This window comes from Mycobacterium interjectum (assembly GCF_900078675.2).
In the GTDB taxonomy this organism is placed as follows: domain Bacteria; phylum Actinomycetota; class Actinomycetes; order Mycobacteriales; family Mycobacteriaceae; genus Mycobacterium; species Mycobacterium interjectum.
Map to the genome: position 1 here is coordinate 112,071 of NZ_LT546237.1, position 16,342 is coordinate 128,412.

The following is a 16,342-nucleotide window of genomic DNA, read 5'->3' on the forward strand; positions in this document are numbered from 1 at the left end:
CCGCCGCGACGCCGAGCGGGCACAATGAGTGAGTGACCAACGCGACCACGCAGGGCCGCCTGCGCGTGCTGGTGCTGGGCAGCACCGGCTCGATCGGCACCCAGGCGCTCGAGGTCATCGCGGCCAACCCGGACCGTTTCGAGGTGGTCGGGCTGGCGGCCGGGGGCGCCAACCCCGAGGCCGTGGCGCGGCAGCGCGCCGCGACCGGCGTCACCAACATCGCCGTCGCCGACGAGCGCGCGGCGCAGCAGGTCGGCGACGTCCGCTACAGCGGCCCGCAAGCGGTAACCCGGCTGGTCCAGGAGACCGAGGCCGATGTCGTCCTCAACGCGCTGGTCGGGGCCCTGGGCCTGCGACCTACGCTGGCCGCCCTGGACTCCGGGGCCCGGCTGGCCCTGGCCAACAAGGAATCGCTGATCGCCGGCGGCCCCCTGGTGCTGCGGGCGGCGCGGCCGGGCCAGATCGTGCCCGTCGACTCCGAACACTCGGCGCTGGCGCAGTGCCTGCGCGGCGGCAGCCCCGACGAGGTCGCCAAGCTGGTGCTGACGGCCTCCGGCGGCCCGTTCCGCGGCTGGGCCGCCGCGGACCTGGAGGGCGTCACCCCCGAGCAGGCCGGCGCCCACCCCACCTGGTCGATGGGCCCGATGAACACGCTGAACTCGGCGTCGCTGGTCAACAAGGGGCTCGAGCTCATCGAGACCCACCTGCTGTTCGGCATCGACTACGACCGCATCGAGGTGGTCGTGCACCCCCAGTCGATTGTTCATTCGATGGTCACCTTCATCGACGGCTCGACCATCGCCCAGGCCAGCCCCCCGGACATGAAGCTGCCCATCTCGCTGGCCCTGGGCTGGCCCCACCGGGTGCCCGGGGCGGCGGCCTCCTGCGACTTCACCACCGCCTCTAGCTGGGAATTCGAGCCGCTGGACGGCGAGGTTTTCCCGGCCGTCGAGCTGGCCCGGCACGCCGGGGTGACCGGCGGCTGCATGACCGCCGTGTACAACGCGGCCAACGAAGAGGCCGCCGAGGCGTTCCTGCAAGGCCGCATCGGGTTCCCCGCCATCGTCAAAACCATCGCCGACGTGCTGCACGCCGCCGACCAATGGGCGGTTTCACCGGCTAACGTGGATGAGGTACTCGACGCGCAGCGCTGGGCAAGGGAGCGGGCGCAGCGCGCGCTCGGAGGCGCGAGTGCCCACAAGATCTCCGGAATGGTGTGAGAAAGGTCCTGGCAGCCTGATGATGTTCGCTATCGGCATTGTGCTGTTCGCGCTCGCCATCCTGATCTCGGTGGCCCTGCACGAGTGCGGCCACATGTGGGTCGCCCGCGGCACCGGCATGAAGGTGCGGCGCTATTTCGTCGGTTTCGGCCCCACGCTGTGGTCGACGCGCCGCGGTGAAATCGAGTACGGCGTCAAGGCCGTCCCGCTGGGCGGCTTCTGCGACATCGCCGGCATGACGCCGGTCGAGGACCTGGAGCCCGACGAGACCGACCGCGCGATGTACAAGCAGGCGACCTGGAAGCGGGTCGCGACGCTGTTCGCGGGCCCGGGGATGAACTTCGTCATCTGCCTGGTGCTGATCTACGGCATTGCGCTCGTCTGGGGGCTGCCCAACCTGCACCCGCCCACCAAGGCCATCGTCGGCGAGACCGCTTGTGTCGCACCGGAAGTCAGCCCGGGCAAGGTCGGCAATTGCACCGGGCCGGGTCCGGCGGCGCTCGCCGGAATTCGCCCCGGCGACGTCGTCGTCAAGGTCGGTGACACCCCGGTGTCCACCTTCGAGGACATGGCCGCCGCGGTGCGCAAGCTGCACGGCACCGTTCCCGTCGTCGTCGAGCGCGACGGCGCCACCATCACCACCTACGTCGACGTGACGCCCACCCAGCGCTATATCTCCAAGGCGCAGAACGCCAAGCCCGAGGCCGCCACCGTCGGTGCCATCGGCGTCGGCGCCGTCAAGGTGACGCCCACGCACTATGGCGTCTTCTCGGCGATACCGGCCACCTTCGCCTTCGCCGGGGAGCTGACCGTCGAGGTGGGCAAGGCGCTGGTCACGATCCCGACGAAGGTCGGGGCGCTGGTGCACGCCATCGGCGGCGGGCAGCGCGACCCGCAGACGCCGATGAGCGTGGTCGGGGCCAGCATCATCGGCGGCGACACCGTCGACCACGGGTTGTGGGTGGCGTTCTGGTTCTTCCTGGCCCAGTTGAACCTCATCCTGGGCGCGATCAACCTGGTGCCGCTGCTGCCGTTCGACGGCGGCCACATCGCCATCGCGGTGTTCGAGAAGGTTCGCAACCTGATCCGGTCGGCCCGCGGCATGGTCGCGGCGGCGCCGGTGAACTACCTCAAGCTGATGCCGGCGACCTACGTGGTGCTGGTATTCGTGGTCGGCTACATGCTGTTGACCGTGACCGCTGATCTGGTCAACCCGATCAGGCTCTTCCAGTAGTGAGAGAAGGCAGAAAGTGACGATTGGCCTGGGCATGCCGGACGCCCCGGCGCCCACGCTCGCCCCCCGGCGCACCACGCGGCAATTGATGGTCCGCAACGTCGGGGTCGGCAGCGACCATCCGATTTCGGTGCAGTCGATGTGCACCACCAAGACGCACGACATCAACGCGACACTGCAACAGATCGCCGAACTGACCGCCGCCGGCTGCGACATCGTCCGGGTGGCCTGCCCGCGCCAGGAGGACGCCGACGCGCTGGCCGCGATCGCCAGGAAGAGCCAGATCCCGGTGATCGCCGACATCCACTTCCAGCCGAAATACATCTTCGCCGCGATCGACGCCGGGTGCGCCGCGGTGCGGGTAAACCCGGGCAACATCAAGGAATTCGACGGCCGCGTCGGCGAGGTCGCCAAGGCCGCCGCGGCGGCCGGCATCCCGATCCGCATCGGCGTCAACGCCGGCTCGCTGGACAAGCGGTTCATGGAGAAGCACGGCAAGGCCACGCCCGAGGCGCTGGTCGAGTCGGCGCTGTGGGAGGCCTCGCTGTTCGAGGAGCACGGCTTCGGCGACATCAAGATCAGCGTCAAGCACAACGATCCCGTCGTGATGGTTGCCGCCTACGAGCAGCTGGCGGCCCGGTGCGACTACCCGCTGCACCTGGGCGTCACCGAGGCCGGACCCGCGTTCCAGGGCACCATCAAGTCCGCGGTCGCCTTCGGCGCGCTGCTGTCGCGCGGCATCGGCGACACCATCCGGGTGTCCCTGTCGGCCCCGCCCGTCGAGGAAGTCAAGGTCGGCATCCAGATCCTCGAATCGCTCAACCTGCGGCCGCGCGGGCTGGAGATCGTGTCCTGCCCGTCGTGCGGTCGCGCGCAGGTCGACGTCTACACGCTGGCCAACGCGGTCACCGCCGGGCTGGACGGGCTCGACGTGCCGCTGCGGGTGGCCGTGATGGGCTGCGTCGTCAACGGCCCGGGCGAGGCCCGCGAGGCCGACCTGGGCGTCGCGTCGGGAAATGGCAAGGGACAGATCTTCGTTCGGGGCGAGGTGATCAAGACCGTGCCGGAAGCCCAGATCGTCGAGACGCTCATCGAGGAGGCCATGCGGCTGGCGGCCGAGATGGGGACCGGTCACGATCCTCAAACAGAAGCGAGCGGTTCGCCGATTGTGACCGTAAGCTGATAGGGGCTTGTGCCCCTGCACTGATCGTCTTTTCGCACCACAGAGAGTTCCGTAGATGTCGGCTCCGCCCATCATGCGCCTTGTCGGCGAGCGACGGGTGTCCGTGGTGCGTGACGCCGCCGCCGTCTGGCGGGTGCTCGACGACGACCCGGTCGGCTCGTGCATGGTCGCGGCGCGCGTGGCCGACTACGGCATCGACCCGAATTCGATCGGCGGGGAACTGTGGACCCGCCGCGGCCCGGAAGAGTCGCTGTGCTTCGCCGGTGCCAACCTCATCCCGCTGCGCGGCGCGCCGGCCGACCTGAACGCCTTCGCCGACGAGGCGATGAGCGGGACGCGGCGCTGTTCCTCGTTGGTCGGCAGGTCGCATCTGGTGGTGCCGTTGTGGGAGCGGCTCGAGTCGGCCTGGGGCCCGGCGCGCGACGTGCGCGACGACCAGCCGCTGATGGCGCTGACCAGCCACCCCCACTGCGACATCGACGTCGGCGTGCGCCAGGTCCGGCCCGACGAGCTGGACGCCTACCTGGTGGCCGCCGTCGACATGTTCATCGGCGAAGTCGGCGTCGACCCGCGGCTCGGCGACGGCGGNGACGGTGGCCGCCGTGATCGTCGCCACCGGGCGGATCGCGAGCCTGTACGTGAACAACTTCAACACCGTCGCCCGCGCCGCGTACGCGCGAGTGGGCTTCGCCGAGGTCGGCACCTTCGCGACGGTCCTGCTGGACTGAATCTCTCCCCGCGAGTATGCGGCCGGACGGGATAACGCTTCGGTCTCGGTGTGTCGGCGCCCCGGTTGAGACCTCAGTTCTTAACATCAGCACCGATGGTCACAAAAACCCCATTGGTATCAGCGACGGCGGGCCTGCTGCTTGTCGCGGCAATCGCCCTGTCCGGGTGCACGCCGAGGCCCGACGGTCCCGGACCGGCCGCCGAGAAGTTCTTCCGCGCCCTGGCGATCGGCGACACCGCGACGGCCGCCCAGCTCAGCGACAACCCCAACGAAGCGCGCGAGGCGCTGAACGCCGCCTGGGCCGGGCTACAGGCCAGCCACCTGGACGCGCAGGTCCTCAGCGCCAGGTACGCCGAGGACACCGGCACGGTCGACTACCGCTTCACCTGGCACCTGCCCAAGAACCGGACCTGGAGCTATGACGGCCAGCTGCGGATGGCCCGCGACGAGGGGCGCTGGGAGGTCCGGTGGGCCACCACCGGGCTGCACCCCAAGCTGGGCGAGCATCAGACTTTCGCCCTGCGCGCCGATCGACCGCGGCGGGCGTCGGTGAACGAGCTCGGGGGCAGCGATGTGCTCACGCCGGGCTACCTGTACCACTACACGCTGGACGCCACGCAGGCCGGGCCCGCCCTGATCGGGACGACGCACGCGCTGGTCGACGTGCTGCGCCCGTTCAACAACGCGCTCGCCGACCCGCAGCTGCTGGCCGAGCAGGCGACCTCGGCGACGCAGCCGCTCGACCTGGGGGTCACGCTGCATCCCGACGACAACGACAAGGTTTTCCCCGCGATCGGCAGGCTGCCCGGCATCGTGGTCACGCCGCAGGCCGAGATGCTGCCGACCGACCCGCATTTCGCGCCGGCCGTCATCGCCGAGGTGAAAAAGGCCGTGCTGGACCAACTCGACGGCCAGGCCGGCTGGCGGGTGGTCAGCGTCAACCAGAACGGCGTCGACGTGGCCGTGCTGCACGAGGTCGAGGGCTCCCCGGCGCCGTCGGTGTCGATCACGCTGGACCGCGCGGTGCAGAACGCCGCGCAGCATGCGGTGGACACCCGGGGCGGCAAGGCGATGATCGTCGTGATCAAGCCGTCGACCGGGGAGATCCTGGCGATCGCGCAGAACAACGGCGCCGACGCGGACGGCCTGCCGGCCACCAACGGACTGTTCCCGCCGGGGTCGACCTTCAAGATGGTCACCGCCGGCGCCGCCGTCGACCGCGACATGGCCACCCCCAACACGATGCTGGGCTGCCCGGGCCGCATCGACATCGGGCACCGCACCATCCCCAACTACGGCGGCTTCGACCTGGGTGCGGTGCCGATGTCGCGCGCGTTCGCCAGTTCGTGCAACACCACGTTCGCCGAGCTGAGCAGCCGAATGCCGCCCCGCGGCCTCACCCAGGCGGCCAACCGCTACGGCATCGGGCTGGACTACACGGTCGACGGCATCACCACCGTGACGGGGTCGGTCCCGCCCACCGTCGACCTGGCCGAGCGCACCGAGGACGGCTTCGGCCAGGGCAAGGTGTTGGCGAGCCCCTTCGGCATGGCCCTGGTCGCCGCGACCGTCGACGCCGGCAAAACGCCGGTGCCGCAGCTGATCGCCGGCCGGCCGACGACGGTCGAGGGCGACGACACGCCGATTTCGGAGAAGATGGTCGACGCGCTGCGGCCGATGATGCGGCTGGTGGTGACCAACGGGACCGCCAAGGAGATCGCCGGCTGCTGCGGCGAGATCTACGGGAAGACCGGTGAGGCCGAGTTCCCGGGCGGATCGCACTCGTGGTTCGCCGGATACCGCGGCGACCTCGCGTTCGCCTCGCTGATCGTCGGGGGCGGCAGCTCGGAGTACGCGGTCCGGATGACCAAGGTGATGTTCGAGTCGCTGCCGCGGGACTATTTGGCCTGAGCTCCCGCCCCGCCGCGGCGGTAAATTGCAAGCGTGGGCGAAACATCCGGCGGGGACATGGTGGCGCTGCGGGTCTCCGACGCCGACCGGAACGGCACGATGCGGCGCCTGCACAACGCCGTCGCGCTCGGGCTGATCGACATCGACGAGTTCGAGCAGCGCTCGTCGCAGGTGTCGTACGCGCGCACCCGGGGCGAGCTGGACGGGCTGGTCGGCGACCTGCCCGGGCCGGGCGCGATCGTCACGTCCGCGGCCGACCGGGTGGAACTGCGCGGCTGGGCCGGCTCGCTGAAGCGCCACGGCGAATGGACCGTGCCCACCCGGCTGGCGCTGGTGCGCCGGCTGGGCTCGGTCGAACTCGACCTGACCAGGGCCCGATTCGCGGGTCCGGTGGTGGTCATCGAACTCGACATGAGGTTCGGCTCGGTCGAGGTCCGCTTGCCCGACGGCGCCAGCGCCTCGATCGACGACGTCGAGGTCTACGTGGGCAGCGCCAGCGACCGCCGCAAGGACGCCCGGGGCGAGGGGACGCCGCACGTCGTGCTGACGGGCCGGGTGGTGTGCGGGTCGGTGATCGTCCGGGGGCCGCGCCGCTCGTTTCTGCGCCGCGGCAAGCCATGATGCGCCGAGCCTGAAATCTGCAGAAGAAGTGCGAGTAGGGCCCTGCGAATTTACCGGCTCGTCGACGGCACCGCCCCACGAGCAGCATTAAGCTGGCCCCATGCCCGCTCGGACCGCGCTTTCCCCCGGAGTGATATCGCCGACTCTGCCGGTGCCCGGCCGCATCCCGCGCCCGGAATACGTCGGCAAGCCGATCGCCCGGGAGGGCAGCGAGCCGTGGGTGCAGACGCCCGAGGTCATCGAGAAGATGCGCGTCGCCGGCCGGATCGCGGCCGGCGCGCTGGCCGAGGCGGGCAAGGCGGTCGCGCCGGGGGTGACGACCGACGAACTGGACCGCATCGCCCACGAGTACATGATCGACAACGGGGCCTACCCGTCGACGCTGGGCTACAAGGGATTCCCGAAGTCGTGCTGCACCTCGCTCAACGAGGTGATCTGCCACGGCATCCCCGACTCGACGGTCATCGAAGACGGCGACATCGTCAACATCGACGTCACCGCCTACATCGACGGGGTGCACGGCGACACCAACGCGACGTTTCTGGCCGGCGATGTCTCCGAGGAGCACCGGCTGCTGGTGGAGCGGACGCGCGAGGCCACGATGCGCGCGATCAACGCCGTCAAACCGGGCCGCGCGCTGTCGGTCGTCGGGCGCGTCATCGAGTCCTACGCAAATCGCTTCGGGTACAACGTGGTTCGTGACTTCACCGGCCACGGCATCGGCACCACGTTTCACAACGGGCTGGTCGTGCTGCACTACGAACAGCCCTCCGTGGCCACGATCATCCAGCCGGGCATGACGTTCACCATCGAGCCGATGATCAACCTCGGCGCGCTGGACTACGAGATCTGGGACGACGGCTGGACCGTCGTCACCAGGGACCGCAAGTGGACCGCGCAGTTCGAGCACACCCTGCTGGTGACCGACGCCGGCGTCGAGATCCTCACCCTGCCGTGACCTTTCCCCCGCGAGCAGACGCAGAATCGCGTTCCCGGGGGCCGGATCGTGCGATTCTGCGTCTGGTGGCCACATAACCGTGGGCGGGGCCCTGCTGGTCGCCGGCACCAGCTCCGACGCCGGGAAATCGGTGGTGGTGGCGGGCCTGTGCCGGCTGCTGGCGCGCCGCGGCACGAAAGTGGCGCCGTTCAAGGCGCAGAACATGTCCAACAACTCCGTGGTCACCGTCGAGGGCGGCGAGATCGGCCGGGCCCAGGCGATCCAGGCCCGGGCGGCGGGGCTGGAGCCCAGCGTGCGATTCAACCCGATCCTGCTCAAACCGGGCAGCGACCGCACGTCGCAGCTGGTGATCCGGGGTCAGGCCGCCGAGTCGGTCTCGGCGGCGAACTACGTACAGCATCGTGACCGGCTCGCCCGCATCGTCTTCGACGAATTGTCCTGCCTGCGCGACGAATTCGACGCGGTGATCTGCGAGGGCGCCGGATCGCCCGCCGAGATCAACCTGCGCGCCACGGATTTGGCGAACATGGGCCTGGCCCGGGCCGCCAACCTGCCGGTGATCCTGGTCGGTGACATCGACCGCGGCGGCCTGCTCGCCCACCTGTTCGGGACGGTCGCGGTGCTCGAGCCCGGCGACCAGGCGCTGATCGCCGGCTTCGTCGTCAACAAATTCCGCGGGGATCGGGCGCTGCTGGAACCCGGGCTGCGGCAGCTGCGCTGCATGACCGGCCGCCCGACGTACGGCGTGCTGCCCTACGCCGAGGAGCTGTGGCTCGACGCCGAGGACTCGCTGTCGGTCCTCGCGCACCGCGTCGTGGGCACGCCGGCCTCGGCGCGCGGCGACGAGTGGCTGCGGGTGNACCTGACCAGGGCCCGATTCGCGGGTCCGGTGGTGGTCATCGAACTCGACATGAGGTTCGGCTCGGTCGAGGTCCGCTTGCCCGACGGCGCCAGCGCCTCGATCGACGACGTCGAGGTCTACGTGGGCAGCGCCAGCGACCGCCGCAAGGACGCCCGGGGCGAGGGGACGCCGCACGTCGTGCTGACGGGCCGGGTGGTGTGCGGGTCGGTGATCGTCCGGGGGCCGCGCCGCTCGTTTCTGCGCCGCGGCAAGCCATGATGCGCCGAGCCTGAAATCTGCAGAAGAAGTGCGAGTAGGGCCCTGCGAATTTACCGGCTCGTCGACGGCACCGCCCCACGAGCAGCATTAAGCTGGCCCCATGCCCGCTCGGACCGCGCTTTCCCCCGGAGTGATATCGCCGACTCTGCCGGTGCCCGGCCGCATCCCGCGCCCGGAATACGTCGGCAAGCCGATCGCCCGGGAGGGCAGCGAGCCGTGGGTGCAGACGCCCGAGGTCATCGAGAAGATGCGCGTCGCCGGCCGGATCGCGGCCGGCGCGCTGGCCGAGGCGGGCAAGGCGGTCGCGCCGGGGGTGGCGACCGACGAACTGGACCGCATCGCCCACGAGTACATGATCGACAACGGGGCCTACCCGTCGACGCTGGGCTACAAGGGATTCCCGAAGTCGTGCTGCACCTCGCTCAACGAGGTGATCTGCCACGGCATCCCCGACTCGACGGTCATCGAAGACGGCGACATCGTCAACATCGACGTCACCGCCTACATCGACGGGGTGCACGGCGACACCAACGCGACGTTTCTGGCCGGCGATGTCTCCGAGGAGCACCGGCTGCTGGTGGAGCGGACGCGCGAGGCCACGATGCGCGCGATCAACGCCGTCAAACCGGGCCGCGCGCTGTCGGTCGTCGGGCGCGTCATCGAGTCCTACGCAAATCGCTTCGGGTACAACGTGGTTCGTGACTTCACCGGCCACGGCATCGGCACCACGTTTCACAACGGGCTGGTCGTGCTGCACTACGAACAGCCCTCCGTGGCCACGATCATCCAGCCGGGCATGACGTTCACCATCGAGCCGATGATCAACCTCGGCGCGCTGGACTACGAGATCTGGGACGACGGCTGGACCGTCGTCACCAGGGACCGCAAGTGGACCGCGCAGTTCGAGCACACCCTGCTGGTGACCGACGCCGGCGTCGAGATCCTCACCCTGCCGTGACCTTTCCCCCGCGAGCAGACGCAGAATCGCGTTCCCGGGGGCCGGATCGTGCGATTCTGCGTCTGGTGGCCACATAACCGTGGGCGGGGCCCTGCTGGTCGCCGGCACCAGCTCCGACGCCGGGAAATCGGTGGTGGTGGCGGGCCTGTGCCGGCTGCTGGCGCGCCGCGGCACGAAAGTGGCGCCGTTCAAGGCGCAGAACATGTCCAACAACTCCGTGGTCACCGTCGAGGGCGGCGAGATCGGCCGGGCCCAGGCGATCCAGGCCCGGGCGGCGGGGCTGGAGCCCAGCGTGCGATTCAACCCGATCCTGCTCAAACCGGGCAGCGACCGCACGTCGCAGCTGGTGATCCGGGGTCAGGCCGCCGAGTCGGTCTCGGCGGCGAACTACGTACAGCATCGTGACCGGCTCGCCCGCATCGTCTTCGACGAATTGTCCTGCCTGCGCGACGAATTCGACGCGGTGATCTGCGAGGGCGCCGGATCGCCCGCCGAGATCAACCTGCGCGCCACGGATTTGGCGAACATGGGCCTGGCCCGGGCCGCCAACCTGCCGGTGATCCTGGTCGGTGACATCGACCGCGGCGGCCTGCTCGCCCACCTGTTCGGGACGGTCGCGGTGCTCGAGCCCGGCGACCAGGCGCTGATCGCCGGCTTCGTCGTCAACAAATTCCGCGGGGATCGGGCGCTGCTGGAACCCGGGCTGCGGCAGCTGCGCTGCATGACCGGCCGCCCGACGTACGGCGTGCTGCCCTACGCCGAGGAGCTGTGGCTCGACGCCGAGGACTCGCTGTCGGTCCTCGCGCACCGCGTCGTGGGCACGCCGGCCTCGGCGCGCGGCGACGAGTGGCTGCGGGTGGCCGCGGTGCGGCTGCCCCGGATCTCCAACTCGACCGACCTCGAGGCGCTGGCCTGCGAGCCCGGCGTGCTGGTGCGCTGGGTGACCGACCCCGCCGACCTGGCCGACACCGACCTGGTCGTGCTGCCCGGGAGCAAGGCGACGGTGGCGGACCTGTCCTGGCTGCGCGATCGCGGCCTGGCCGGCGCGATCGTCGACCACGCCCGGGCCGGCAGGCCGGTACTGGGGATCTGCGGCGGGTTCCAGATGCTGTGCCGTCGCATCGAGGACACCGTGGAATCCGGTGCGGGGGAGGTCACCGGCCTGCGGCTGCTGGACGCCGACATCGACTTCGAGCGGGCCAAGGTGTTGCGCCGCTGGCAGCGGCCCCTGACCGGCTACGAAATCCATCATGGGCGGGTTTCCCGGTGCGCCGAGGACGCGTGGTTCACCGTCGACTCGCAAGCCCACGGCATCGCCCGCGGCGCGGTGTACGGCACCCATTGGCACGGCCTGCTCGACAACGACGACTTCCGCCGGGCGTGGCTGACCCGGGTCGCCGACGCCGCGGGCCGCAACGGGTTCGTCCTCGCAGACACCAACGTCGCCGCGCGGCGCGATGCCCAACTGGACGCGATCGCCGACCTGCTGGCCGCCCATCTCGATCTCGACGCCGTGCTGGACCTCCTCGACGGGCCCCCGCCGCGACGGCCCCATCTCGCGTTCGGGCTGCAGCCGTGAGAGGCAGGAAACCTCGCGCGAGCTGGCCCATTGGCTGTAGCGTGCGTGAGTGCACTCGATGATGAACACGCTCGACGGATTCCCGGTCCCGGTGGCCGTCGCGGGTCCGGAAAAGGGCGTCGTCGTCGTCATCCTCGGCGACCAGGAGCGCGCGCCCGTCGCCTACGACGCGGTATGCGAGCGCCTGCACACCGCCTCGCTGCGGACCGTCGTCATCGGCCTCGATCAGCGCCTGACCGCCAAATCGGTGGTCGGCATCCTCGATGCGCTGGGGATTCGCTGGGCCGTGGTCTGCGGCGACCGCGCCGGCGGCGAGCTGGCCTGGGAGCTGGCGGCGACCCGGCTGGGCCGGTTCGTGGGCCTGATCGTGATCGACCGCGGACATCCGCGGGTGCCCGACTCCCGCGGGGTGGTTCTCGACGAGCACTGCCCGCCGGTGGAAATCGGCACCACGGTGCTGGTCAGCTCCCCGGCCGCCCGGGCGGCGGCCGCCGCCAGCCAGCGCTACGTCTACGCCGAATACCGCGTGGTGGACCTGGGCCGGCGCACCGCGCAGGAGTCGACGGCACAGTTGGCCGCCGAGATCGTCTTGCGCACCAGCACGTGGTAGCGCCGTCCGCGATGTTGTCGCTGGCCGCGCTGGAACAGCTGGTGCAACGCGGTGCGGTGGACACCGTCATCGTGGCGTTCGCCGACATGCAGGGCCGGCTGGTCGGCAAACGCATGGCCGCCGGGCTCTTCGTCGAGGAAGTGGCGGCGCACGGGGCCGAGTGCTGCAATTATCTGCTCGCCGTCGACGTCGAGATGAATACCGTGCCCGGCTATGCGATGTCGAGCTGGGAGACCGGCTACGGCGACATGGTGATGACCCCGGATCTGTCCACCCTCCGGCTCACCCCGTGGCTGCACGCCACCGCCCTGGTGATCGCCGACCTCGGCTGGGCCGACGGCGGCGAGGTGGCGGTGGCTCCCCGGGCGATCCTGCGCCGGCAGCTCGACCGGCTGGGCGCGCGCGGGCTGCTCGCCGACGTCGCCACCGAGCTGGAGTTCATCGTGTTCGACGAGTCGTATCGCCAGGCCTGGGCCGTCGGTTATCGCGGGCTGACGCCGGCCAGCGACTACAACATCGACTACGCGATGCTGGCGTCGGCGCGCATGGAGCCGCTGCTGCGCGACATCCGGCTGGGAATGGAGGGGGCGGGCCTGCGGTTCGAGGCCGTCAAGGGCGAATGCAACAGGGGCCAGCAGGAAATCGGCTTTCGCTACGCCGAGGCCCTGGTCACCTGCGACAACCACGCCATCTACAAGAACGGCGCCAAGGAGATCGCCGACCGGCACGGCAAGAGCCTGACGTTCATGGCGAAATACGATGAGGCCGAAGGCAACAGCTGCCACATCCACCTGTCGCTGCGCGACAGGGACGGCGGTGCGGTGTTCGACGACGACGGCGGCCCGCACGGCATGTCGGCGACATTCGGCAGTTTCCTCGCCGGCCTGTTGGCCACCGTGCGCGAACTGACCTTGTTCTACGCGCCAAACATCAACTCCTACAAGCGATTTGCCGACGGCAGTTTTGCGCCGACGGCGGTGGCCTGGGGGCTGGACAACCGCACCTGCGCCCTGCGGGTGGTCGGGCACGGGCGCAACATCCGCGTCGAGTGCCGCGTTCCCGGCGGCGACGTCAACCCGTACCTCGCGGTGGCCGCCCTGATCGCCGGGGGGCTGCACGGCATCGAACGGGGCCTCGAGTCCCCCGCGCCGTACGTCGGGAATGCCTACCAGGCAACCGATCTCGAGCGGCTGCCCGCCACGCTGGCCGAGGCGGCCGCGGCGTTCGAGGCGTCGGCGCTGGCGCGCGAGGCGTTCGGCGACGACGTCGTCGCGCATTACCTGAACAACGCCCGCGTGGAGCTGGCGGCCTTCAACGCGGCCGTCACCGACTGGGAAAGGATGCGCGGGTTTGAACGCCTCTGAGTCGGACGGTGGCAACCCGCGCCGCCCGGCTACGCCGCGCTCGCGATCGCCACGTAGGGCGAGGCCGGTGATCGGCCTGACCAGTTATTTGGAGCAGGTGAAGACGGGGATCTGGGACATCGCCGCGGGGTATCTGCCGGCCGACTACTTCGAGGGCGTCGTCATGGCCGGCGGCATCGCGACACTGCTGCCGCCGCAGCCGGCGGACGACGACACCGCCGGTGCGCTGCTCGACCGCCTCGACGGGCTGGTGATCACCGGGGGCTACGACATCGACCCCGCCCGCTACGGCCAGGATCCGCACCCGGCCACCGACCGCCCCCGCACCGACCGCGACGACCTCGAGTTAGCGCTGCTGCGGGGCGCGCTGGACCGCGGGCTCCCGGTACTGGGCATCTGTCGCGGCGCGCAGGTCCTCAACGTCGCATTCGGCGGCACGCTGCATCAGCACCTCCCGGATGTCCTGGGGCACAGCGGTCATCGGGCGGGCAACGGCGTGTTCACCAGGTTGCCGGTCCGCACCGTGGCGGGAACCCGGCTCGCCGCGCTGCTCGGCGAATCCACCGACGCGCCCTGCTATCACCATCAGGCCATCGACCAGGTCGGCGATCCCCTGGTGGTCAGCGCGATGGACGCCGACGGTGTGGTCGAGGCCGTGGAGCTGCCGGGCGAGCCGTTTGTCCTTGCGGTGCAGTGGCACCCGGAGAAGTCGCTCGACGACCTGCGGCTGTTCAAGGCGGTGGTGCAAGCCGCCAAATCGTACGCGGAAAGCCGATGACCGCAACGGAACTGGTCAACCCCGCGACCGAGGAGGTGCTGGCCTCGGTCGAGCTCGTCGATGCCGCCGAGGTCGACGACGCCGTGGCGTGCGCCGCGGCGGCCCAGCGGCGCTGGGCCCGGTTGTCCCCGGCGCAACGCGCGGAAGGCCTGCGCGCCTTCGCGGCCGCCGTCGCCGCCCACACCGACGAGCTGGCCGCGCTCGAGGTCGCCAACTCCGGGCACCCGATCGCGTCCGCCGAATGGGAGGCCGGCCACGTCCGCGACGTGCTGACGTTCTACGCGGGCAGCCCGGAACGCCTGTCCGGCAGGCAGATTCCGGTCGCCGGCGGCCTGGACGTGACCTTCAACGAGCCGCTGGGCGTGGTCGGCGTGATCACGCCGTGGAACTTTCCGATGCCGATCGCGTCCTGGAGCATCGGCCCCGCCCTCGCCGCCGGCAACGCGGTCCTCATCAAACCCGCCGAATTGACACCGCTGACCACGATCCGGCTCGGCGAGCTGGCGGTGCAGGCCGGGCTCGACGCGGACCTGTTGCAGGTGCTGCCCGGGAGGGGCGCGGTGGTGGGGGAGCGGTTCGTCACCCACCCGGGGGTGCGCAAGGTCGTGTTCACCGGTTCCACCGAGGTCGGCAAGCGGGTGATGGCCGGCGCGGCGGCCCACGTCAAGCGGGTGACGCTGGAATTGGGCGGCAAGAGCGCGAACATCGTCTTCGCCGACTGCGACCTGGAGCGCGCTGCGGCGACCGCGCCCGCCGGGGTGTTCGACAACGCCGGGCAGGACTGCTGTGCGCGCAGCCGGATCCTGGTGCAGCGCAGCGTGTACGACCGGTTCATGGAATTGCTGGAGCCCGCGGTGCGGGCCGTCGCCGTGGGGGACCCCGCCTCCCGCGACACCGAGATGGGCCCGCTGGTGTCGGCGGACCACCGCGCCCGGGTGGCCTCCTACGTGCCCGACGACGCCCCCGTCGCGTTTCGCGGCACGGCGCCGTCGGGCCCCGGGTTCTGGTTCCCGCCAACGGTCCTGACGCCCCGGCGCGCCGACCGCAGCGTCACCGAGGAGATCTTCGGCCCGGTCGTCACGGTGTTGCCGTTCGACGACGAGCACGACGCCATCGCGCTGGCCAACGACACCGCCTACGGCCTGTCGGGATCGATCTGGACCGACGACCTGTCCCGCGCGCTGCGGGTGTCGCGGGCGGTCGAGTCCGGCAACCTGTCGGTGAACTCGCACTCGTCGGTGCGCTACAACACGCCCTTCGGGGGTTTCAAGCAGTCCGGCCTGGGCCGCGAGCTCGGACCCGACGCGCCGCTGCATTTCACCGAGACCAAGAACGTGTTCATCGCCGTCAAGGAGGATTCGTGATGGACCTGACGCAACGGCTGGCCGGCCGGGTGGCGGTGATCACCGGCGGCGCCGGTGGCATCGGGTTGGCCGCGGGGCGACGGATGCGCGCCGAAGGCGCGACCATCGTGGTCGGCGACATCGACCGCGACGCCGGCGCCGCGGCCGCCGAGGAGCTCGCCGGCTTGTTCGTGCCCACCGATGTTTCGGACGAAAGCGCGGTCAACGCGCTGTTCGACGCCGCGGCCGAGGCCTACGGCTGGGTCGACATCGCGTTCAACAACGCCGGCATCTCGCCCCCCGAGGACGACCTGATCGAGAACACCGAACTGCCGGCGTGGCAACGAGTCCAGGACATCAACCTGAAATCGGTGTACCTGTGCTGCCGGGCCGCGTTGCGGCACATGGTGCCCGCCGGCAAGGGATCGATCATCAACACGGCGTCGTTCGTCGCGGTGCTGGGCTCGGCCACCTCGCAGATCTCCTACACCGCCTCCAAGGGCGGGGTCCTGGCCATGTCGCGCGAATTGGGGGTGCAGTTCGCCCGGCAGGGCATCCGCGTCAACGCGCTGTGCCCGGGGCCCGTCAACACCCCGCTCCTGCAAGAGCTTTTCGCCAAGGACCCGGAGCGGGCCGCCCGCCGCCTGGTGCACGTGCCGTTGGGTCGCTTCGCCGAACCCGACGAGATCGCCGCCGCGGTGGCCTTCCTGGCCAGTGACGACGCATCCTTCAT

General features: G+C 70.4%; 13 protein-coding genes and 3 pseudogenes. All 16 read left to right on the forward strand.

Annotated features, from left to right (window positions below; all coding sequences use genetic code 11):
• Nucleotides 1-32 precede the first annotated feature (32 nt).
• Nucleotides 33-1,220, forward strand: coding sequence for a 1-deoxy-D-xylulose-5-phosphate reductoisomerase (gene dxr / locus BN4348_RS34885; protein WP_066909551.1), 1,188 nt, complete (start codon nt 33-35; stop codon nt 1,218-1,220).
• A 19-nt stretch (nt 1,221-1,239) separates the two neighbouring features.
• Entirely contained in the window at nt 1,240-2,454 is a 1,215-nt protein-coding gene (locus BN4348_RS34890) for a M50 family metallopeptidase (protein ID WP_066909554.1), read from the forward strand.
• A 16-nt stretch (nt 2,455-2,470) separates the two neighbouring features.
• Nucleotides 2,471-3,637 carry a flavodoxin-dependent (E)-4-hydroxy-3-methylbut-2-enyl-diphosphate synthase gene (gene ispG, locus BN4348_RS34895; protein ID WP_066909557.1) on the forward strand — a complete coding sequence of 389 codons (1,167 nt, stop codon included), beginning with the start codon at nt 2,471-2,473 and terminating at the stop codon, nt 3,635-3,637.
• A gap of 55 nt (nt 3,638-3,692) precedes the next feature.
• Nucleotides 3,693-4,365 (forward strand): annotated as a pseudogene (locus BN4348_RS34900) (GNAT family N-acetyltransferase).
• Between the two features lie 95 nt (nt 4,366-4,460).
• Entirely contained in the window at nt 4,461-6,278 is a 1,818-nt protein-coding gene (locus BN4348_RS34905) for a penicillin-binding transpeptidase domain-containing protein (RefSeq protein ID WP_066909560.1), read from the forward strand.
• A 57-nt stretch (nt 6,279-6,335) separates the two neighbouring features.
• Nucleotides 6,336-6,899: a DUF1707 SHOCT-like domain-containing protein gene (locus tag BN4348_RS34910; protein ID WP_066909563.1), complete on the forward strand. Its 564-nt coding sequence runs from the start codon at nt 6,336-6,338 to the stop codon at nt 6,897-6,899.
• A 100-nt stretch (nt 6,900-6,999) separates the two neighbouring features.
• Complete coding sequence (gene map / locus BN4348_RS34915; protein ID WP_066909566.1) at nt 7,000-7,857, forward strand: type I methionyl aminopeptidase; 858 nt, start codon at nt 7,000-7,002, stop codon at nt 7,855-7,857.
• 79 nt (nt 7,858-7,936) lie between these two features.
• Nucleotides 7,937-8,723 (forward strand): annotated as a pseudogene (locus BN4348_RS34920) (cobyric acid synthase); the annotation flags it as partial.
• Nucleotides 8,720-8,977, forward strand: a pseudogene (locus tag BN4348_RS61130) (hypothetical protein); the annotation flags it as partial. The pseudogenes BN4348_RS34920 and BN4348_RS61130, both read left to right, overlap by 4 nt.
• A gap of 100 nt (nt 8,978-9,077) precedes the next feature.
• Nucleotides 9,078-9,935: a type I methionyl aminopeptidase gene (gene map / locus BN4348_RS34925; protein ID WP_066909569.1), complete on the forward strand. Its 858-nt coding sequence runs from the start codon at nt 9,078-9,080 to the stop codon at nt 9,933-9,935.
• A 79-nt stretch (nt 9,936-10,014) separates the two neighbouring features.
• Nucleotides 10,015-11,514 carry a cobyric acid synthase gene (locus tag BN4348_RS34930; protein ID WP_066909572.1) on the forward strand — a complete coding sequence of 500 codons (1,500 nt, stop codon included), beginning with the start codon at nt 10,015-10,017 and terminating at the stop codon, nt 11,512-11,514.
• 58 nt (nt 11,515-11,572) lie between these two features.
• Nucleotides 11,573-12,124, forward strand: a complete 552-nt coding sequence (locus BN4348_RS34935; protein WP_066909587.1) for an alpha/beta hydrolase — start codon at nt 11,573-11,575, stop codon at nt 12,122-12,124.
• A gap of 11 nt (nt 12,125-12,135) precedes the next feature.
• A complete protein-coding gene (locus tag BN4348_RS34940) occupies nt 12,136-13,488 on the forward strand; it encodes a glutamine synthetase family protein (RefSeq protein WP_066909575.1) in 1,353 nt (450 codons plus the stop codon).
• Nucleotides 13,475-14,266 (forward strand): gamma-glutamyl-gamma-aminobutyrate hydrolase family protein, encoded by a 792-nt coding sequence (locus BN4348_RS34945; protein WP_084453983.1) that lies wholly within the window; start codon nt 13,475-13,477, stop codon nt 14,264-14,266. Before BN4348_RS34940 ends, BN4348_RS34945 begins: the two co-directional genes overlap by 14 nt.
• Nucleotides 14,263-15,630, forward strand: coding sequence for an aldehyde dehydrogenase family protein (locus BN4348_RS34950; protein ID WP_066909581.1), 1,368 nt, complete (start codon nt 14,263-14,265; stop codon nt 15,628-15,630). The genes BN4348_RS34945 and BN4348_RS34950 overlap by 4 nt, the downstream gene beginning before the upstream one ends.
• A partial coding sequence (locus BN4348_RS34955; RefSeq protein WP_096866106.1) for a 3-oxoacyl-ACP reductase occupies nt 15,627-16,342 on the forward strand: 716 nt, incomplete at its 3' end. The genes BN4348_RS34950 and BN4348_RS34955, both read left to right, overlap by 4 nt.

Excerpts from the sequence above, each read along its gene's own strand:
- BN4348_RS34890 (WP_066909554.1), top strand. The coding sequence starts at position 1,240 with ATGATGTTCGCTATCGGCATTGTGCTGTTCGCGCTCGCCATCCTGATC.
- map (WP_066909569.1), top strand. The coding sequence starts at position 9,078 with ATGCCCGCTCGGACCGCGCTTTCCCCCGGAGTGATATCGCCGACTCTG.
- BN4348_RS34910 (WP_066909563.1), top strand. The coding sequence starts at position 6,336 with ATGGTGGCGCTGCGGGTCTCCGACGCCGACCGGAACGGCACGATGCGG.
- BN4348_RS34950 (WP_066909581.1), top strand. The coding sequence starts at position 14,263 with ATGACCGCAACGGAACTGGTCAACCCCGCGACCGAGGAGGTGCTGGCC.
- BN4348_RS34905 (WP_066909560.1), top strand. The coding sequence starts at position 4,461 with ATGGTCACAAAAACCCCATTGGTATCAGCGACGGCGGGCCTGCTGCTT.
- map (WP_066909566.1), top strand. The coding sequence starts at position 7,000 with ATGCCCGCTCGGACCGCGCTTTCCCCCGGAGTGATATCGCCGACTCTG.
- BN4348_RS34935 (WP_066909587.1), top strand. The coding sequence starts at position 11,573 with ATGATGAACACGCTCGACGGATTCCCGGTCCCGGTGGCCGTCGCGGGT.
- BN4348_RS34940 (WP_066909575.1), top strand. The coding sequence starts at position 12,136 with ATGTTGTCGCTGGCCGCGCTGGAACAGCTGGTGCAACGCGGTGCGGTG.